The 19,314-nt window shown below is 59.5% G+C and carries 21 protein-coding genes; 13 read left to right on the top strand and 8 right to left on the bottom strand.

From position 1 onward, the window contains the following. Window positions 1-27: 27 nt before the first annotated feature. From AC0V6K_RS06615 to AC0V6K_RS06600, 4 genes are all read left to right on the top strand, one after another. Entirely contained in the window at window positions 28-1,041 is a 1,014-nt protein-coding gene (locus AC0V6K_RS06615; RefSeq protein WP_472625775.1) for an NAD(P)H-quinone oxidoreductase, read from the top strand. After that, a complete protein-coding gene (locus AC0V6K_RS06610; RefSeq protein ID WP_472625773.1) occupies window positions 1,034-1,663 on the top strand; it encodes a glutathione S-transferase family protein in 630 nt (209 codons plus the stop codon). The genes AC0V6K_RS06615 and AC0V6K_RS06610 overlap by 8 nt, the downstream gene beginning before the upstream one ends. A 126-nt stretch (window positions 1,664-1,789) precedes the next feature. Continuing rightward, a complete protein-coding gene (locus AC0V6K_RS06605) occupies window positions 1,790-2,584 on the top strand; it encodes a cell cycle transcriptional regulator TrcR (RefSeq protein WP_472625771.1) in 795 nt (264 codons plus the stop codon). 88 nt (window positions 2,585-2,672) lie between these two features. Beyond that, window positions 2,673-4,334, top strand: coding sequence for a long-chain-fatty-acid--CoA ligase (locus AC0V6K_RS06600; RefSeq protein ID WP_472626047.1), 1,662 nt, complete (start codon window positions 2,673-2,675; stop codon window positions 4,332-4,334). A gap of 6 nt (window positions 4,335-4,340) precedes the next feature. Here the strand turns inward: AC0V6K_RS06600 and AC0V6K_RS06595 are convergent, their stop codons facing one another. Continuing rightward, window positions 4,341-4,718 (bottom strand): bactofilin family protein, encoded by a 378-nt coding sequence (locus AC0V6K_RS06595; protein ID WP_472625769.1) that lies wholly within the window; start codon window positions 4,716-4,718, stop codon window positions 4,341-4,343. Window positions 4,719-4,722: 4 nt separating this feature from the next. After that, entirely contained in the window at window positions 4,723-5,892 is a 1,170-nt protein-coding gene (locus AC0V6K_RS06590) for a M23 family metallopeptidase (protein ID WP_472625767.1), read from the bottom strand. Window positions 5,893-6,150: 258 nt separating this feature from the next. Between AC0V6K_RS06590 and AC0V6K_RS06585 the strand changes: the two genes are divergently transcribed. The 8 genes from AC0V6K_RS06585 (at window position 6,151) to AC0V6K_RS06550 (ending at window position 12,853) form a co-directional block, all read left to right on the top strand. Continuing rightward, window positions 6,151-7,428: a glutamate-5-semialdehyde dehydrogenase gene (locus tag AC0V6K_RS06585; RefSeq protein WP_472625765.1), complete on the top strand. Its 1,278-nt coding sequence runs from the start codon at window positions 6,151-6,153 to the stop codon at window positions 7,426-7,428. 3 nt (window positions 7,429-7,431) lie between these two features. Continuing rightward, window positions 7,432-8,073: a nicotinate-nucleotide adenylyltransferase gene (locus tag AC0V6K_RS06580; RefSeq protein WP_472625763.1), complete on the top strand. Its 642-nt coding sequence runs from the start codon at window positions 7,432-7,434 to the stop codon at window positions 8,071-8,073. Between the two features lie 66 nt (window positions 8,074-8,139). Continuing rightward, window positions 8,140-8,553 carry a ribosome silencing factor gene (gene rsfS / locus AC0V6K_RS06575; RefSeq protein WP_472625761.1) on the top strand — a complete coding sequence of 138 codons (414 nt, stop codon included), beginning with the start codon at window positions 8,140-8,142 and terminating at the stop codon, window positions 8,551-8,553. A 129-nt stretch (window positions 8,554-8,682) separates the two neighbouring features. Next, the gene (locus tag AC0V6K_RS06570; protein WP_472626045.1) at window positions 8,683-9,105 is read left to right on the top strand and encodes a 23S rRNA (pseudouridine(1915)-N(3))-methyltransferase RlmH; all 423 of its coding nucleotides are present in this window, start codon (window positions 8,683-8,685) and stop codon (window positions 9,103-9,105) included. Window positions 9,106-9,109: 4 nt separating this feature from the next. After that, window positions 9,110-10,363, top strand: coding sequence for a murein hydrolase activator EnvC family protein (locus tag AC0V6K_RS06565; RefSeq protein WP_472625760.1), 1,254 nt, complete (start codon window positions 9,110-9,112; stop codon window positions 10,361-10,363). Window positions 10,364-10,519: 156 nt separating this feature from the next. After that, complete coding sequence (locus tag AC0V6K_RS06560) at window positions 10,520-11,857, top strand: S41 family peptidase (RefSeq protein ID WP_472625758.1); 1,338 nt, start codon at window positions 10,520-10,522, stop codon at window positions 11,855-11,857. Window positions 11,858-11,876: 19 nt separating this feature from the next. Further along, window positions 11,877-12,335, top strand: a complete 459-nt coding sequence (locus tag AC0V6K_RS06555; RefSeq protein WP_472625756.1) for a disulfide bond formation protein B — start codon at window positions 11,877-11,879, stop codon at window positions 12,333-12,335. Then, a complete protein-coding gene (locus AC0V6K_RS06550) occupies window positions 12,332-12,853 on the top strand; it encodes a demethoxyubiquinone hydroxylase family protein (protein WP_472625755.1) in 522 nt (173 codons plus the stop codon). Before AC0V6K_RS06555 ends, AC0V6K_RS06550 begins: the two co-directional genes overlap by 4 nt. Here the strand turns inward: AC0V6K_RS06550 and AC0V6K_RS06545 are convergent. Next, complete coding sequence (locus AC0V6K_RS06545) at window positions 12,850-14,205, bottom strand: nucleotide sugar dehydrogenase (protein WP_472625753.1); 1,356 nt, start codon at window positions 14,203-14,205, stop codon at window positions 12,850-12,852. The genes AC0V6K_RS06550 and AC0V6K_RS06545 overlap by 4 nt on opposite strands. Before the next feature lie 170 nt (window positions 14,206-14,375). Here AC0V6K_RS06545 and AC0V6K_RS06540 point away from each other — a divergent pair, with 170 nt between their 5' ends. Beyond that, window positions 14,376-15,005: a hypothetical protein gene (locus AC0V6K_RS06540; RefSeq protein ID WP_472625751.1), complete on the top strand. Its 630-nt coding sequence runs from the start codon at window positions 14,376-14,378 to the stop codon at window positions 15,003-15,005. 12 nt (window positions 15,006-15,017) lie between these two features. Here AC0V6K_RS06540 and AC0V6K_RS06535 read toward each other — a convergent pair whose 3' ends face one another. The 5 genes from AC0V6K_RS06535 to rfbA all read right to left on the bottom strand — a co-directional run bounded on the left by AC0V6K_RS06535 (window position 15,018) and on the right by rfbA (window position 19,280). Next, window positions 15,018-16,031, bottom strand: a complete 1,014-nt coding sequence (locus AC0V6K_RS06535) for a GDP-mannose 4,6-dehydratase (RefSeq protein WP_472625750.1) — start codon at window positions 16,029-16,031, stop codon at window positions 15,018-15,020. 93 nt (window positions 16,032-16,124) lie between these two features. Next, complete coding sequence (locus AC0V6K_RS06530; RefSeq protein ID WP_472625748.1) at window positions 16,125-17,330, bottom strand: sugar transferase; 1,206 nt, start codon at window positions 17,328-17,330, stop codon at window positions 16,125-16,127. 144 nt (window positions 17,331-17,474) lie between these two features. Further along, window positions 17,475-17,840 carry a VanZ family protein gene (locus AC0V6K_RS06525; RefSeq protein WP_472625747.1) on the bottom strand — a complete coding sequence of 122 codons (366 nt, stop codon included), beginning with the start codon at window positions 17,838-17,840 and terminating at the stop codon, window positions 17,475-17,477. A 28-nt stretch (window positions 17,841-17,868) separates the two neighbouring features. Then, a complete protein-coding gene (gene rfbC, locus AC0V6K_RS06520; RefSeq protein ID WP_472625745.1) occupies window positions 17,869-18,411 on the bottom strand; it encodes a dTDP-4-dehydrorhamnose 3,5-epimerase in 543 nt (180 codons plus the stop codon). Beyond that, window positions 18,408-19,280: a glucose-1-phosphate thymidylyltransferase RfbA gene (gene rfbA / locus AC0V6K_RS06515; protein WP_472625743.1), complete on the bottom strand. Its 873-nt coding sequence runs from the start codon at window positions 19,278-19,280 to the stop codon at window positions 18,408-18,410. The genes rfbC and rfbA overlap by 4 nt, the downstream gene beginning before the upstream one ends. Window positions 19,281-19,314: the final 34 nt, after the last annotated feature.

The raw sequence follows: 19,314 nt of genomic DNA, 5'->3' as shown, positions 1-19,314 counted from the left end.
ACCGTTTCATTTCAGACTGGTGGTGGCATGCCTGACTTCGCCTTGCCCGAAACAATGAACGCAATCGGCTTTGATGCGCCGGGTGGTCCGGATGTGTTGGTGCCCCAGCAGGTTGCTGTGCCCGTTCCTGGCCCCGAAGATGTGCTCATCCGCGTGGCCTATGCGGGCGTGAATCGCCCCGATTGTATCCAGCGCGCGGGCCATTATCCGGCACCTCCAGGCGCATCGTCGATCCTTGGCCTTGAAGTCGCTGGCGAAGTCGTCGCCGTGGGCGCCAACGTCCCTTCTGAACTTCTCGGCAGCCGCGTTGCGGGGCTGACGCCTGGCGGGGGTTATGCCGAATACTGTGTAGCTCCCTGGCGGCATTGCCTGCCTTTGCCCGACGGCATGGATATCAAACACGCCGCCGCTTTGCCCGAGACGCTTTTCACTGTGTGGCATAATGTGTTCGAGCGCGGCATGATCCGCGATGGCGAGCGATTGCTCGTCCATGGCGGCACCAGCGGGATCGGGACGATGGCGATCATGCTGGCCAAGGCCTTCGACGTCGAAGTTATCGTGACCTGCGGTGATGAAGCCAAGTGTGAGGCGGCGCGCAAAGTCGGCGCGGACCTTGCAATCAATTACCGAGAGCAGGATTTTGTCGAAGCCGTAAAGGCGCACACCAATGGCGAGGGCGTCAATGTGGTGCTCGATATGGTGTCGGGCGACTATGTCCCGCGCAATCTGCAATGCCTCGCTGAAGATGGCCGCCATGTAACCATCGCGGTTCTGGGCGGGGCCAAGGCCGCGCTGTTCATCCCAATGGTCATGATGCGGCGGCTGACCCTGACCGGATCAACCCTGCGCCCGCGTTCCGATGCGTTCAAGGCAGCGTTGGCGGATGAGATTGCAGCTAATGCTTGGCCGTTGTTCACGACAGGCGAGCTCTCGCCGGTGATGGATCAGACCTTTCCGCTTGCCGATGCGGCTGCGGCGCATGCGAAGATGGAAGCGGGTGAGCATATCGGGAAGATTATGCTTGAGGTTGCGGGTGGCTGAAACGCTCACGCTTCACGAGGATCCGCGCAGCGGCAATTGCTATAAGATTAAGCTGACCGCCGCATTGCTCGGCTTGCCGCTCGTCACAAAGCAATATGACATCATGCAGGGCGAAACCCGCACGCCCGAATTCCTCGCCCAAGTGAATGCCAACGGACGCATTCCCGTGCTGCAGATCGGCGAGGGTGACACAGCGCGCTTTCTTCCAGAGAGCAATGCCGCGTGCTGGTACCTCGCCAGCGGGTCGCACCTCATCCCTGAGGATCGCTTTGCTCAAGCCGATATGCTGCGCTGGATGTTCTTTGAGCAGTACAACCATGAACCCAATGTCGCGACGATGCGCTTCTGGATGCTGTTCGTGGGTGAAGCGAATTTAAGCGCTGAACAAAAGTCGCAGGTCGAGGGAAAGCTTGCAGCAGGCAAGGCGGCCTTGGCCTTGATGGACGAGCACTTGGCAGATCGCCCGTTTCTCGGCGGAAAGGCCTTGTCGCTCGCCGATATTGCCTTGTTCCCTTACACCCATAAGGCAGGCGATGGCGGCTTCCCGATTGGCGACTATGCGAACATCACAGACTGGATTGCCCGCATTCAATCGCGAGACGGCTATATTCCCATGGACTGACGGGCGCTTGCTCCTAACGCTTTTCCTTGCCGAACGAGCCAGCTTCGCCTATCTCACCTCCGCAATGGCCGCTCCGAAAGGGGCGGCCCTTCTATTTTCTACGCTACTTTTTCTGGAGTTTTTCCCATGGCGACTAAGGACCAGCCCAAGCCGCTGATGCCGCATGCGACCGCCACCTGGCTGGTCGATCACACCGGCCTGTCGTTCGAACAGATTGCCGAGTTTTGCGGTCTTCACATCCTTGAAGTGCAGGCGATGGCCGATGATCTGGCGGGCAGCAAATACACTGGCCGCGATCCTGTTCATGCGGGCGAGCTGACGCTGGAAGAGATCAAGACCGGCGAAGAAGACGCCGAGTATTCACTCAAGATGCACAAGGCTCCGGTCGAGGTCACTCGCACCAAGGGTCCGCGCTACACGCCTGTGTCAAAGCGTCAGGACAAGCCCGATGGCATCGCGTGGATTCTGCGCAGCCACCCCGAGGTTTCCGATGCGCAGATTTCCAAGCTGATCGGCACCACGCGCAACACGATCAACGCGATCCGCGATCGTTCGCACTGGAACATCCAGAACATCCAGCCAAAGGACCCCGTGACCCTTGGCCTGTGTTCGCAGCGTGAGCTGGACGCGGCTGTTGCCAAAGCGGCGAAGCGTGCCGGCATCACCGAAGAGGCGACGGCTGAAGACGGTGACAAGCGCAGCGACAAAGACAAGCTGATCGAAGAGCTGCGCGCCGAGCGTGAGGCCAATGCAAAGGCAGCGGCTGAAGCAGCGCAAGAGGCCGAAGCCGAGGCATGGCTCGCTGCCAAGCGCGAAGCCGAGGAGAACGGCACTGCCGTGCCGGAGCCGACACCAGGCTTCGCCGAGCCTCCCGCAGCGGAGCCGGAAGCTGAAGAAACACCGGAAACTCCCGGCGAGTAGTCAGCGCACATAAAATGATGTTTCGAGCGGGGCCATTTGGCCCCGCTTTTGCTTGTGCTTTGCACAGCTTTGCGCCATGGCTACTGACATGAATGTCAGTAAGGTCAACTATCATCACCCGACCCCGTGGGACGCGACTTTCGAGCCGATGACCCTGCCTGATATGCTGGCGCGGACAGTGCGCCGCAATCCGGGCGCACCGTTCCTGCACTTTCTGGGCCGGACATATTCCTACCGTGACACTTACACAGAGGCGCGCCGCTTTGCCGCCGGGCTGATCGAAATGGGTATCAAGCCGGGCGACCGTGTTGGCCTGTTCCTGCCAAACGTGCCGATTTACGCATCTGCTTACTACGGCGCGATGATGGCTGGCGCGGTGGTGGTGAACTTTTCGCCGCTTTACTCGGTTGAAGAGCTCAGCTGGCAGGTTGGCGACAGCGGAACGCGGGTACTGGTCACTCTGGATGTGCCCGAACTCTACTCAACCGCCTCCAAAGTGGTCAAAGGCTCCGAGCTCGAAACGCTGGTGGTGGGATCGCTGTCCGAAATGTTGCCATGGGTGAAGGGCACCGCGCTCAAACTGTTCAAGCGCAGCCAGATTGCGGATGTCGACTATGATTCGACGGTGCGCAAATGGTCGAGTGTGTTGGGGGAAGCGTCGACTGACCTTCCCTCGATCACCTCCGATGATTTGGCGCTGCTCCAATACACCGGTGGCACCACGGGCCGCCCCAAGGGCGCGATGCTGGGTCATGACCAGCTGACTATGAACGCACAGCAGGTCGCAGCGATTAACCCGTTTGAGGACCCAAGTGCAGAAGTGTTCATGGGCGCGCTGCCATTCTTTCATGTCTTCGCCAACACCGCGCTACTCAACCATGCGGTTGCCTGCGGCGCCTCGATTGCAATGGTCCCGCGCTTTGAAGCGAAGCAGGTGTTGCAAACTATCGCAAAGTACAAAGCCACCGGCTTCCCCGGCGTCCCGACTATGTTTCAGGCGCTGCTCGAACATCCTGATCTGACCAAGACCGATCTGTCTTCGCTCAAGGTCTGCATTTCTGGCGGCGCACCGATGCCCGCGCCAGTCCATGTGAAGTTTGAAGAAGTCACCGGCGTGCGGCTGGTCGAAGGGTATGGCCTAACCGAGAGCGCTGGCGTGGTATCAGTCAACCCATATGAAGGCACGCGCAAACGCGGCACGATCGGACAACCCGTCGCTGGCACCGAGGTGATCTTTCTCGACAAAGAAGACCCCACCAAAGTGGCCCCAGAAGGTGAGCCCGGTGAACTCGCTATTCACGGTCCGCAATGTATGCGCGGGTATTGGAACAAGCCCGAAGCCGCTGCCGATGCCTTCGCCGAGCGTGACGGCAAACGATATCTGCGCACCGGCGATGTCGCGATTTTGGACAAGGACGGGTTTCTCTCCATCGTCGATCGGATCAAAGACATGATCGCGGTTGGCGGATTCAAGGTGTTCCCCAGCGTTGTCGAGGATGTAATTCTCGAACACAAAGCGGTTAAAGAGGCGCTCGTGATTGGCGTGCCGGACGACTACAAGGGCGAGGTCCCGCGCGCTTATGTCACCTTGAACGAGGGGTCAGACACAGATGGTTCGGCTTTGCGTGATTGGCTCAATGCCAAGATCGGAAAACATGAACGTGTCGATGAAGTTGTGATCCGCGATGAGTTGCCGAAGACGATCATCGGCAAGCTGGACCGCAAAGCACTTCGCGCAGAAGTGCTCTAACGGGCGTTAGCCTTCGATCAGCTGCGGCTCGCTGCTCGCAACCGCTTTGGGCGCTGTCTGACGCGAATTGGGTGCAAAGCGGCCATCAACCTGCGCACCCTGCTCGATCGTCAGGGCATCATAGTGCACGTCGCCTTCGATTTGAGCGGATTTCAGGATCACAAGCTCTTTGGCCGTGATTGATCCGGTCACCCGGCCAGCCAGCCGGGCTGTCTCGGCCACAATCGCGCCCGAAACTGCGCTGCCTTCACCCTGGACCAGTGACGCACATTTGATGTCGCCCTCGATCGTGCCGTCGACATGCAGATCAGCAGAAGCGCTGATGTCGCCTTTGATCACGACATCGGAACCGATCACGGAGAAAGTCGAGTTGTTCGCGCCCATGATCTTACTTTGCGACCTTGGCTTTGGAGGTGCGGATCGCGCTGGCGCCGCGGACTTCTTTGAGAACATCGGGAGCGGTCTCCAGGAACTTGCGGGGGTTTACGGCCTTGCCGCCAATGCGGACTTCAAAGTGAAGGTGTGGGCCAGTGGAGCGGCCGGTGCTGCCAATGCCGCCGATCTCTTCGCCCGCTTCGACGGTTTGGCCCAATTCAACGTCAAAGCGTGACATGTGGGCATAGCGGGTGATCATGCCATTGCCGTGCTCGATCTCGACCGTTTTGCCGTAACCGCCCTTCCAACCGACATGGACAACTTTGCCCGAGCCAGCTGCGAGGATCGGTGAGCCGACGGCGCCCTTGAAATCGATGCCATTGTGCATTGCGCCGCCGCCATTGAATGGATCGCGGCGATAACCGAACGTCGAAGATACTTCAGACGCAGCGGGCACAACCTGCGGAATGCCATCCAGTGCGCGCTCGAGAGCGGCCATGCGGGCGAGACTGAGGCCCATACGCTCAAAGCGCGGGTCGAGATCGCCATTGGTCGAAGTGGCGAGCACTTCCAGTGGGCCACCAACCGCATCTTCGGCGCCTTTGGTCATGGCGCGCGGATCGAGGTCCAACTTGCGGAGCGCTTCTTCGGCCTTCTTGGCGCGGAAATCGGCGTAACGCGTGATGCGCTCCACAAAAGCCAATTGGCGTGCTTCAATCTCGGCAAGGCCGCGAGCTTGCGGGATGAGCGCGCTCACCTTCTCGACTGTTTCGGCGGCTTCGTCAGTGGAGTCGGTGATATTCTCACCCGCTCCGCGAATTTCGTCGGGCAGGGAGGGAACCATCGCATCAAGGAAATCCTGACGCTTCTTCAGGTCGTCAGCCACCGCATCAAGGTCGTCACCATAGGCATCGAGACGCTCCTGAGTCGTGGCAACTCTGGCGCGTTCTTGCTCAAATGAAGCCAGTTCGGATTCTGCCTGATACTGGCTCCACGCCATCACTGCCATCGAGATGGCCCAGCCCAACAGCAACGCGAGTACCGTGCCAGCGGCGATCATCTGGACGCGCGACGAAACTTTGATGAACTTAACTTCACCACCAGAGCGCATGAAAAACTCGCGCTCCGGAAACCATGCGCGCACACGCTCGGTCCACGGCTTAGTGGTAGATGTATTGGTCAAGGCGGCCCCGTAAGCTCTAAATTTGTTTTGCGGCGGGCTAACAGTGGAATCGCAGGGGGTCGAATCGACTCCTCTCCTATACCGTCGAGATCGAAGGGGAATCGCGATGAACCGTTCATCTATCAGCAAGAGTCGCAAAGAATCGCTCGGAATCATGTGAACGCTCCCATTGAGTGTGTGGGGAGATTCGCGCCGATTCTCTCCAAAATTATCGAAAGAACTGACAGCGTCTGGCGGCGCTGCTAATGCCGCCAAACTATGGCGAGCGAAGCACAAACAGAGGCGGCAGATCCCACGCTTTTGGTGGCGGAAATTGCGCGCGCTGGACGCGCGGCGCAACGGGTTCTGGCGTCCATGTCGTCCGATGATCGTGCGCAAGCTCTGCGGCTCGCTGCGGGACAAATTCGTGCCCGGGCTGAGGTTATCCTAGCCGCCAATGCCAAGGATGTAGCGGCCGGCGAAGCGCGGAGCCTTTCCGCCGCAATGCTCGACCGCCTTAAGCTCGATGAAACGCGGCTGGAGGCGGTCGCCGCAGGTGTGGAAGCGGTTGCTGATTTGCCCGATCCTGTGGGCCAGATTATCGATGAAACACAGCCTCCCAATGGTCTGAAATTGCAGCGCATTCGTGTGCCGATCGGGCTAATTGGGATCATCTATGAAAGCCGCCCCAATGTGACGGCGGACACCGCCGCTTTATGCGTGCGAAGCGGCAACTCTGTCCTACTGCGCGGGGGCAGTGAAGCGGTGCATTCAAACCGCGCAATTCACGCTGCGATTGTCGCCGGATTGGTCGAGGGTGGTGTGCCAGCAGATGCGGTTCAACTGATGCCCACACAGGACCGCGCGGCTGTGGGCGCGATGCTCAAGGCCCATGGCCTGATCGACATGATTATCCCGCGCGGCGGGCGCAGTCTGGTGGAGCGTGTGCAGAACGATGCGCGCGTCCCTGTTCTCGCGCATCTCGACGGCATTTGTCACACCTATGTCCACGCCGCTGCCGATCCTGACATGGCCAGCGCCATCGTGGTCAACGCCAAGATGCGTCGCACTGGTATCTGCGGCGCACTCGAAACACTACTGATCGATGCGGCGTTCCAGAAAGCAGACGCGCTGGTCACCGCCCTGATCGAGAGCGGCTGCGAAGTGCGCGGAGATGCGCGCATCCAATCGCTCGACACCCGCGTCAAACCCGCCAGCGCAAATGACTGGGACACCGAATTTCTCGATGCTGTCGCCTCGGTCGCCATGGTTGATGATCTGGATGCGGCGCTCGCCCACATCGCCCGCCATTCCTCGGCACATACCGATGCGATTATCACGAGTGATAACAGCGCGGCGGAAGCCTTCTTTGCGGGCGTCGACAGCGCCATCGTGATGCACAACGCCTCTACCCAATTTGCCGATGGCGGCGAGTTTGGTCTGGGCGCGGAGATCGGCATCGCAACTGGCCGCCTTCATGCCCGTGGGCCCGTCGCACTCGAGGGACTCACAACATACAAGTGGCTGGTGCGCGGCAGCGGTCAGGCGCGTCCTTGAAGTATGCGAACCGGGCTTCTTGGCGGCAGTTTCAACCCTGCGCATGGCGGGCACCGACGCATCACGCGCTTCGCCATGGAGGCGCTGGGGTTGGACGAGACTTGGTGGCTTGTATCACCGGGCAACCCGTTGAAATCAAAGAAGGGCATGGCCCCGCTGACTGCGCGGATCAAGTCCGCCGAATTGCAGACCAGACGCGCGCCGATTGTCCCCACAACGATCGAACAACGCCTTGGCACACGGTACACAGTCGACACCTTACGCGCGCTCAAGCGCCGGTACCCTAAGCGCCAATTCGTGTGGTTGATGGGGTCTGACAATCTGGCGCAATTCCACCGTTGGAAGGACTGGCGGACCATTGCGCGTACCTTGCCGATTGCAGTCATCGCGCGGCCTGGCTATAACAGTGACGCTATGACGAGCCCCGCCATGGCCTGGCTCAGGCGCTATTCGGTGTCTGCCGCCAGTTTTCGGAAACGGGGGCAATGGAGCGCACCGGCCCTGATATTTATGGCGTTTGACCCGGATACGCGATCGGCCACGGCAATTCGCCGCGCTGATGCAGACTGGGCTTTGCAATATCATGATGTGCCTGTGCGTGACCGGCTGACATTCAGCCGCATCCAACAACGGGAAGACGCATGAGGCATTGCATCCGCAACGTCGCCATTCTTTCTGCCTGCCCCGCAATCTGGAGAACCGCACTTGCCTATGACACAGGCACACACCGCGTCGGCGAAAGCTGGCGCAACCAACCCCGCTGCGATGGGAGCTGCTGACATGGCCAAAGACGAGCTGCATCAGTTGATCCTTCAACAGCTGGACGATGATCAGGCGCAGGAAATTGTCTCGATCTCGCTCGAAGGGAAAAGCTCGATTGCCGATCACATGGTGATCGCGAGCGGCCGTTCGACGCGTCAAGTCGCTTCGATGGCGCAGAAGCTTGCCGAGAAGGTCAAGCAGGCCGGCTTTGGACCCGCAAAGGTCGAAGGTCTGGCTCAAGCTGACTGGGTGCTGATCGATGCGGGCGACGTTGTCGTCCATTTGTTCCGCCCCGAAGTGCGCAGCTTTTACAACCTTGAGCGCATGTGGAGCTTTGAGGGAACAGAGGCAGCTGCTTCTTAGGAGTCGCAGGCGCATCCGCGCCCGCGATGTCCTCGCTCACGCGGCCTGAAGGCCGCATCGCTGCGGGCGGCCAATCGGCCTTGCGGCTCGCAGGCAGACCGTTTGGTACTAGGCCGAGAGTATCTTCCCATCCTTCTCCACGTCATCGCCCGCGGAAAAATTGCTCGTTCGCCCGAAGGTGAGCTGGTGGATCGCTATGAAAAGCGCCTGACTTGGCCGGTCAAACTGACGGAATTGCCCGAGACGGGCGGCAAAATCCCGGAACCACAGACACCATACAAAACCGTGCTGCTCGACGAGCGGGGCAAGGCGATGGCGTCCGAAGATCTCGCCGCCTTGCTCGAACGCTGGCGCGACGACGGAATGCGCGAGACGCGATTTGTGCTCGGCGCGGCTGATGGACATTCCAAGCAGGAACGCGCCGATGCCGACTTGCTGCTGGCCTTTGGCCCGGCGACCTGGCCCCATTTGCTCGCCCGCGCGATGTTGATGGAACAGCTCTACCGCGCGACGAGCATTCTTGCAGGCCACCCCTATCATCGGGCAGGGTAGGTTTATGAGCCGCATCGCCTTTCTGCTTGCTGGAGCCGCCGCTGCCGGAGCGCTTGCGCTGGCCGTGCCGGACAGCGTGGCGCAGCGCGATGTAGCAACGATGGACCCGCGTGAAGCGCAGGCTGAATTGAAGCGCGCTCTGGAAGAAAGCAAACGCGCCGAAGCGCGTGCGGGGCGCTTTGTCAAAGACGCGGAGGACGCCACCGAAGCGGCAGAAAAAGCGGCCCGCGAAGCCGCTGCATTGGCGGCCGAAATCCAGCAATCCGAAGCGAACATCACCGCAGCCCGCGCCCGCTATTCGCTGGCACAGTCGGCCCGCGCCGCCATTTCAGCGCGTCTGGCCGAGCGGCAGCAGCCGCTGGTGCGCCTGACCAGCGCTTTGCAAACCACTGCCCGCCGCCCGCTGGCTCTCGCAGCGCTTCAGCCCGGCTCGCTGAAAGACGTGGTCTATGTCCGCGCCGTTCTAGACAGCGCAGTGCCCGAGATTCGCAAACGCACGGCAGGGTTGCGCAGTCAGTTAGAAGAGAAACGCAAGTTTGAAAGCCGCGCCCAGACCGCGATCACCGATTTGCGGCAAAGCGAAGAAAATCTGCAGGCGCGCCGTGATCAGCTTGCCAAACTGGAAACGCAGCAGCGGCTGGCTTCCCGTGATGCGCGCAGCAATGCGGTGCGCGAGAATGAGCGCGCTCTGGCGCTGGCTGAGGATGCGCGCGATCTCGATGGGTTGATCGACCAGATAGACGAAGTTGCTGGATTGCGCCGCGAACTGGCGGCTCTGCCGGGCCCGGTATTGCGCCCGCGCGGTCTGCCCAAGCCGAGCATCAGCGCCCGCGACACCGCCGGCGCCGCGATCACTGAGCCCAACGCTACCCCCAGCGCTGCGAGCGCTCGCCCACCGGTTGATTTCCAGCTTCCTGTTCAAGGGCGCACGGTCGCTGGTTTTGGCAGCGAACGCTCCAGCGGATTGCGCAGTAATGGATTGTCAGTTGCTCCTACTCCGGGCGCGCAGGTTGTGGCACCGGCGAGCGGGCGTGTCGCTTTCGCAGGCCCCTATCGTGGATATGGCCAGATCGTGATTATCGAGCATGAAGGCGGCTGGACCAGCCTTGTCACCGGCCTTGAACGCCCCGACGTTGATGTCGGAGACACGGTTATCGGCGGCAGTCCGCTGGGCCGTGCGGCGAAGGAGGAGCCCGTCGTAACGCTCGAAATCCGGCGCGGTGGCACGCCGGTTAATCCGCTGCAATTCATCGGATAAGCCCGGTCGTTTGACGGAAGCCGCGCGCTTGCTGCGTTAACCTATGCCATGCATCCTTGCCCCCTTGCGGGACGTAGGTTGAAGTAGGTGACCAATAGTCTGGCGTTCAGATGGCGAAACCTATACGTATTGAATCGAAAGGAGCACCTTTTCCCTATGAAAGTTGCCGGATTGCTGCGTAGCGCAGCGCTTGTCACCGCAGTTGCACTCATCCCCACCACCACCACGCTTATGGCGCAGGTTGATGCGCGTGCGGGGCCAGAGTTCTCGAAACTGTTCGCGATCTATCAGCGCGTGCAGGCCAACTATGTTGAGCCAGTGGATGACGAAAAGCTGATCCGCGGCGCGATTGACGGGATGCTCTCTTCGCTTGATCCGCATTCGGCCTATCTGGATGCGAGCGATTTCCAGCGTCTGGAAACGATGATTGACGGCAATTACTCGGGTCTTGGCCTTTCGGTTGTCGAAGAAGAGGGCGCGGTTAAGGTCATCTCCCCGTTCAAGGGAAGTCCGGCGGCTGAAGCTGGCATCAAGGCCGGTGACTTCATCACGCACCTTGATGGCGATCTGATTTACGGCGGCACGCTAGATGAAGCGGTTTCGCGGATGCGCGGCAAAGCCGGAACCTCTATCGCTCTGACGATTTTCCGCCCGGGTCGTGATGAGCCGCTTGAAGTGTCTGTCACGCGTGGTGTGATCGAGCTTGAGCCGGTTACCTATGAGCTTCAGGCTGGCAATATCGGTCTGATTTCGGTCAATGAATTCTCCGCCGATGTGGGCGCCGATGTGCTGGACGCCTGGCGCAATCTTCAGCGTGAGGCGACGGGCCGGATGAGCGGTCTGGTGCTTGATCTGCGCTCGAATCCGGGCGGCTCACTCGATGAAGCGGTCGCACTATCTGACCTGTTCCTCGATAAGGGCCGCATCGTGTCGCAGCGGGGCCGCGCACGCGGTGAAACGCTGCTTTATGATGCGGAAACCGTATTCCGCGGCGACATGGCAGACGGCGTGCCGATCATCGTTCTGATCGACGCGGGCTCGGCCTCGGCATCGGAAATTGTGGCCGGTGCACTACAAGACCACCGCCGTGCACTTATCATGGGCGACCGCAGCTTTGGTAAGGGCTCGGTCCAGTCGCTCCTGCCGCTCGGCCCCGATTCCGCACTGAAACTGACCACCGCGCGTTACTTCACACCGAAGGGCAAATCGGTGCAGGAAGGTGGAATCAAGCCGGATATCATGGTTCCACAGCTTTCCGATCCAGACTTCGCTCTGCGTCAGAAATATGTAACCCGTGAGAGTGATTTGCGCGGCCACCTGATCAACGAGCTTGGTATTAAGGACGAGGAGCTGGAAGGCGACAAGCTCGACGATCCGCGTTTCCAGAAGACCTCTGAAGAGCTCAAGGAAGAAGGTATTGAGGATTTCCAGCTGCACTATGCGCTCGAAACGCTTCGCCGGACGACCAAAGCATCGGTGGCGCTGAACAAGTAAGCGCTTTAGAGAGCAGGCCATGATTGGACTGACACAAGCCAAAGCGCTGGCGATTGCGCTGCCCGCAGCCTTGCTGGGCGGTGCCTATTTCTCCGAATATGTCGGGGGGCTTTATCCGTGCGAAATGTGCTGGTGGCAACGCTACCCGCATTTCGCGGCGCTTGGCATTGGAGTGCTGGCCCTATTCTTGAAACCGCAACAGGTGTGGGTGGCGCTCGCTGGCCTTGCGATCCTGACTTCTGGTGCGATTGGCGGGTATCACGCAGGTGTTGAGTACGATTGGTGGCCCGGGCTCACCGGCTGTTCGGCACCGATTGGCAGCGTAGACGTTATGAACCCGAACGCGGCATCCGCCGTCCCCTGTGGCGAAGCGGCCTGGACGCTGTTCGGGATCTCGCTTGCAGGCTATAACTTTCTCATCTCTACGCTCGGTGGCCTCGTAGTTATCTTCGGAGCCATGAAAGGGACAAAGTCATGAAGCGCGATGAACTTCACCGTATGATCCGGGTCGACCAAGCTGGCGAATTCGGCGCGACGCGCATTTATGAAGGACAGCTGGCGGTGATGGGCGATCGTGGCCCGCATTCGGCAGAGATCCGCCACATGGCAGAGCAGGAGGAGGGCCACCGTGCCCGCTTCGATGAAATGCTCGCCAAACGCGGTGTTCGACCCACAGCCCTACACCCTTTCTGGTCGGCCGCTGGCTATGCATTGGGTGCTGGCACAGCCCTGCTTGGGCCCGAGGCTGCGATGGCTTGCACTGCCGCGGTCGAAACCGAGATCGACAAGCACTATTCCGATCAACTCGACCGGCTCGAAGAGACAGGCGCAGACCCAGAGCTCGCCGCGATGATTGAAGAGTTCCGCGAAGACGAACGCGAACACCGCGATGCAGCGCTCGCCAATGGCGCGGAAAAAGCACCTGCCTACCCACTACTCTCAGGTGCCATCCGGCTTGGTTGCCGCATGGCGATCAAAATCTCTGAGAGGGTCTAAAGACTCCAGTAGGCGAGATGATCCGGCACGTCGGCCGGGTCGAGCGATGACTTCACGTCGATCACGACGCCACCTCGCTTAACACGGGCCAGCAAATCGCGGCCTTCACCCAGATATTCCTTGTGGTTCACCGCAAGGATCAGCGCATCGAGATCGCGCAGATTGTCCGACTCGGTCAATTCTACGCCATACTCGTGCTGCGCCTCATCCGCGTTGGCCAGCGGATCGCCGATCAGCGGCTCAATCCCGTAATCTTGCAGCTCGGCGATAATGTCAGGCACTTTGGAATTGCGGATATCGGGCACGTCCTCCTTGAAGGTCAGGCCCAGCACACCGACTTTCGCTTCACATAGTGAAATTTTGCGCGATGTCAGAAGCTTCACTGTCTTCTGCGCAATCGCTTCACCCATCGAGTCGTTGATCCGGCGTCCGGCGAGGATCACCTCAGGGCGATAACTCAAGCGCTCAGCCGCAGCGGTGAGGTAGTATGGGTCAACGCCGATGCAGTGCCCGCCGACAAGGCCTGGCGTGAAGGGCAGGAAGTTCCACTTCGTGCCAGCGGCTGCCAGCACATCCTTTGTGCGGATTCCCATCTTGTCGAAGATGAGTGCGATTTCATTCATCAGCGCGATGTTTAGGTCCCGCTGCGTGTTCTCGATCACCTTGGCCGCCTCGGCGACCTTGATGCTGGGCGCTTCGTGCAGGCCAACATCGATAATCGCGCCATAGATTGCGCGCATTCTGGCGAGCGCCGTGTCATTCTCTGCAGCCACGATCTTGGTGATGGTCTCTAGCCGGTGAACCGTATCACCCGGATTGATGCGTTCAGGGCTGTAGCCAAGCGCGAAGTCTTCGCTTTGTTTCAGGCCCGAGTGCTTCTCGAGCAGCGGCCCGCAGAAATCCTCGGTTGCTCCCGGGAATACGGTTGATTCGAACACCACCAGCGCGCCTTTCTCCAGGAACGGGCCAATGGTTTCGCACGCCGATTGCAGCGGAGAGAGGTCCGGGCGGCGCTCTTCGGTAATGGGTGTCGGCACCGTTACGATAAAGGTGCTGGCGCCCTGCAGAGCTGCGGGATCATCCGTGACAATGAGGCCCGAAGCCGCGAGGCGAGCGTCGTCGATCTCGCAGGTAAAATCAGATCCCGCCTGAAGCGTCGAAATGCGGCGTCTTGAAATGTCGAAACCGATCGCGCTGCCACCCAGCGGAGTAAGCCGCTCGGCCAAGGCAACGGCGACGGGCAGACCGACATAGCCGAGGCCAATGATGGCCACGCGTTCGGGGGTTAGATCTTGATCGATCGGGCCGTGCGTAATCGCTTCGGCAGAATCTGCTTTGAATGGTGCGTTCATGCGCGCGTGTATGCGAGCACAGGGGTCAAGATTTTCCTAACCTTGACGCGATTTAACCATGTTACGATGGCTTTCCACGCTTCACGCCCGGTTCACGCATCTGGGCCTAAGCGATGCGATATGTTAGCGCGGAGTTTTGGACACCCGCGATCACAAGAGGATCTTTAGCGATGAGAAACCTGACCCGGCTTGCTGTTCTAGCCCCGGTTTTTGCCCTTGGCTTCGGCGCGCCCGTCGCGGCGCAGGATAAGGCGGGTGACAAGGTCAACATGGTCATCGCTTACGACGAAAGCGAATGCCCCGAGGCGCAGGAAGGCGTGATCACGGTGTGCGAAATCGTGGTTGAGGCGGAGCGTTATCGTATCCCGTCGAACCTGCGCACGAGTTCTTCGCCCCAGAACAAATCCTGGAACGAGCGTGTCGAAAGCATCCGCTACATTGGCGAATTCGGGACTCTGTCGTGTGATCCGGCAGGCGCAGGCGGGGTCACCGGCTGCAACAAGAAACTGCTCGATCAGGCTTATGGCGAAAAGAGCGAAAGCGAGAACATCCGCTTTGCGCAGCTGATCGAGCAAGCGCGTCAGGAACGTCTGTCGACGATTGATGAAGATGCCGCAGACGAACAGAAACGTGTTGAACAGATTGAACGCGAATATCTTGAGCGGCTGGAGCGCGAGCGTTCGGCTCCGCTGCCGGGAGAAGAAGTGACGGTCGATGGTGAAGAGCGTCTCGGTCCGCCGAAATTCGATGACGAGGAATCGCAAGGTCCCGTGGATGAGCCACAGGGTCCGGAGCTTTAAGAGGCCGGGCGCTTACACCTCGTAGTAAGCGCGGTACCACTCGACAAATTGGCGAATTCCCTCGCGGACATCGGTCTGCGGGGCATATCCGGTCAGCTCTTTCAACAGCGTCGCATCGGCCCAAGTCGCGGGCACATCGCCCATCTGCATCGGCATAAAGTTCTTGATCGCTTCGCGCCCGCATTCTTCTTCGATCGCCTCGACGAAGTCCATCAGGCGCACTTTGTCCGAATTGCCAATATTGACCACGCGCCATGGGGCGACGGGGGAAAGGCTGTCGTAATCGGCGATGTCGTCCTTGCTTTCGGGACGTTCTGGCGCAGCATCAATGAGCAGCCGAATCCCGCGCACCAGATCGGTCACGTATGTGAAGTCGCGGAACATCTCGCCATTGTTGTAAATGTCGATGGGTTCGCCATTCAAAATGCCACGCGTGAACTTGAACAGCGCCATATCCGGACGACCCCACGGGCCATAGACCGTGAAGAAGCGGAACATGGTCGTCGGCAGATCCCACAGGTGAGCGTAGGAATGTGACATCGCTTCGTTTGCCTTCTTGGTGGCGGCGTAGAAAGTCAGCGGGGTGTCGCATTTCTCGCGCTCGTCAAACGGCATTTCCTCGTTCGAGCCATAGACCGAGCTGGTTGAGGCCATCAGCAGGTGATCGACGCCCAGTTCGCGCGCGATTTCCATGATGTTGAACGTGCCGGTGACATTGGCGTCGAGATAGGCGCGGGGGTTCTCAAGGCTGTATCGCACGCCCGCCTGCGCGGCGAGGTGGACGATCACATCCGGCTTTGTTTTCATCGCCAGCTCGTGCAGCCGGTCAAAATCTTCCAGCTGGCCGATATGGGCGGAGAAATGTTCATTCTGCAGCAGCATCTGATGCCGCCGCTCTTTGATCCGCACGTCGTAATAATCGGTCATCGCGTCAAAGCCGACGACGCGGAAACCTTCCGACAGCAGCAGCTGCGAAAGGTGAAAGCCGATAAATCCGGCTGATCCGGTGACAAGAACGGTGCGCATATGGCGAAGCCCAGCCTTTACTCAATTGGCACGAAAGCGGTGGCTATCTTGCGCCGAATCCTCCGGCAACAACGCGGAGCGTTTTCAGCGCAATCAGCAGATCGAGCCAGAGTGATAGGTTCTTAACGTAAAAAAGTCGTAGCGAAGCTTCGACTGGATCGCATCAAGGTCGGTCACGTGTCCTTGATTGACCTGTGCCCAGCCCGTGATGCCGGGGCGCACGATGTGACGATAGCTGTAGAAGGGGATTTCGCTTTCGTACCAATCGGCCAGTTCGCGCGCTTCAGGCCGCGGGCCGATCCAACTCATTTCACCCATTAGGATGTTCCACGCTTGCGGCAGCTCGTCGAGCCGCGTCTTGCGCAGGAAGCGACCTGGACGGGTGATGCGATCGTCATCGTCCTTCGTCATCGCATCGTCGCGCTTTGCTTCGCTCGTTTCGTCAACAACACGCTCACGCATCGTGCGGAATTTGACCATCTTGAAGGTGTCACCATGATAGCCGAGCCGTTCCTGAAAGAAGAGCACCGGCCCTTTGGAATCGAGCCGGATGATCAGGGCCACGAGAGCCATTACGGGCAACAGGACCGGACTGAGAACGATAACGCCCGCCATATCGATCAGGCGCTTTGCACCGCGATAGGGCAGGTTCGGAATCAGCGAACCAAGATCGTTCTCGCGCAGGTGCGTGATTCGCACTTCACCGGTCAACGCCTCTTCGATCAGCCGGTAGTGATAGACCGGAATGCCGCGCAGGGCGGCTTTGGCCAAAAGGCGTTCCCAATTGGCGGGCTGATCATGGTGAAGGTCGGCGACAATGGAGCCGCTAATTCCATCGCTTTCAATGAGCTGGGCGAGTTGTTCCGCCGAATCGAGCTCAACAAAGCCGCGACTTCCCAGGATGGTGCCGACATTCCCGCCTGGAATGATGAAGTGACGCAGATTGGGGTTGGAGTGGCGGATGCGGGTCGTCACAGCATAGGCGACCAGCAACGTGGTAAGCGCGATGGCCAAATAGAGCGTGAAGGACATATCAAGCCGCAGGATGCCGTTGAGCGTAAAGATCCCGCCAAAAGCAACGACCCAAACGGGCAAGACATAGGATAGCAGCCTTGCGCGAGCATAGGTTCGAAGGCGGTTCAGCGCATACCAGCAAGCAAATGTTCCGAAACCGGCTTGTAGCGTGACGTTGAGGCTTGGCCCGTGATAAAATGGCACATCCCTGACCAACGTCCAGATGGCAGCCGGAAAGAACACACCGCCGATCAGGAACATAGCGATCTGTTGAGGCACGCTCATTCGAGGCGCGCGCTTCCTTGTCGCAAGCGAGACGGGCGGGCGGTTCATTGAATTCCAAGCACGACAATATTTCCCCTGAGCATCGCGGTGCTTAGGAGGAGTTCTTTCTGTCGGCAAGGCTGCGCTGGCAGGACATAGCTCTGTTTATTGTCGCAAAAACCGCCAGAACAGGCGCAGCGCGGCAATGACCGCTAAAACCCAGCCTGCCGCGATGACATCTGCGATCCAATCGGCAAGGCTGGCCTGCCTGCCATGACCCATGAAGAGCTGTGTCCACTCGATCATCGCCCCGAACGAAGCCAGCCCGGCAAACAGCAACAGATAAGGCGTGCGCGGATAGGCTTGTGCAACAAGCGCCGCGAGCACAGCAAAAGCGAGCATATGCAAAGATTTGTCGTTAAATTCGCCCACGCCAGGTGGTTGCGGCAAATTCGCCATAACAAGCGCGAAGATCAAAGCTGACCAAAAGGCGAGCTGAAACAGGCGTTCTATCGCGAGTTTGCTGATCATGGTTCAGACCAACCCCCGATCAGCGCCTTCACAATGCGGCAATGTCGCCAAGGCTCTGACCCGTCTGATCCTTCGCTGACAGCACTGGTTCGATGCCGTCCAGCGGCCATTCGATGCCGACATCGGGATCGTCCCATGCCAGCGAGTGTTCGCTATCCGGACGATAAGGCGCATCGCATTTGTAGAGGAAATCGGTGTCGTCTTCGAGCGTCAGGAAGCCGTGCGCAAACCCTTGTGGCACCCAAAACATCCGCTTGTTCGCCTCGCTCAACTCAACGCCGACCCATTGTCCGAATGTCGCACTGGAACGGCGCAGGTCCACCGCAACATCATACACCGCGCCGGATACCACGCGCACCAACTTCCCCTGCGGCCCCGGGTTCTGGAAGTGCATGCCGCGCAGCACACCTTTCTGGCTGCGCGAATGGTTGTCCTGCAGGAAGCCAATATCGAGCCCTGCCTCGGCAAACTTGGCCGCGTTCCAGCTTTCCATAAAGAACCCGCGCTCATCGCCGAACACTTGCGGTTCGATGATTTTCAGGCCTTCGATCTTGGTGTCGATGATGTTCACTTGAGCAGTGCCGCCAGATAATCACCATAGCCCGATTTGCGCAGCGGTTCGGCAATGCGTTCAAGCTGCTCATCACTGATGAAGCCCTTACGCCACGCAATCTCTTCGGGGCAGCAGATTTTCAGACCCTGCCGTTCTTCGGTGATGCGCACATAGGTGCCCGCATCAAGCAGTGAGCCGTGCGTTCCGGTGTCGAGCCATGCATAACCGCGCCCCATGATCTCTACCGCCAGAGCGTTGTCATCGAGGTACAGCCGGTTGAGATCGGTGATCTCCAGTTCGCCTCGCGCCGAGGGTTTCAGGTCGCGTGCGCGATCGACCACGGTGCCGTCGTAGAAATACAGGCCCGTCACCGCGAAGTTCGATTTGGGCTGTTTGGGCTTCTCTTCCAGAGAAACGACGTTCCCCGCGTCGTCAAACTCGGCCACGCCATAGGCTTCAGGGTTGGCCACATAATATCCGAAAACGCTGGCCCCGCTCTCACGCTCATCGGCGCTGGTAAGAAGCTCGGGCAGACCGTGGCCGTAAAAGATGTTGTCGCCCAGGACGAGCGCGCTCGGATCGCTGCCGACAAAGTCCGCGCCGATGTGAAATGCCTGAGCGAGGCCATCGGGGCTTGGCTGCACTGCATACTCCAATCGGAGACCCCACTCCGATCCATCACCCAGAAGGCTCTGGAATGCCGCTTGATCCTGCGGTGTGGTGATGATCATAATCTCGCGAATGCCCGCCAGCATCAGTGTGCTCAGCGGGTAATAGATCATCGGTTTATCATAGACGGGCATCAGCTGTTTCGAGACGCCGCGTGTCAGCGGCCAGAGCCGGGTCCCGCTGCCGCCTGCCAGAATTATTCCTTTTCGCTGCGTCATGTGCTTGTTCTAACCGCCCTTTCGATATTGGCGC

The sequence above is a fragment of the Erythrobacter sp. S43 genome, from assembly GCF_057364955.1.
Note: the sequence above shows the minus strand (reverse complement) of the source record. Positions and strands in the feature narration are given on the sequence as shown.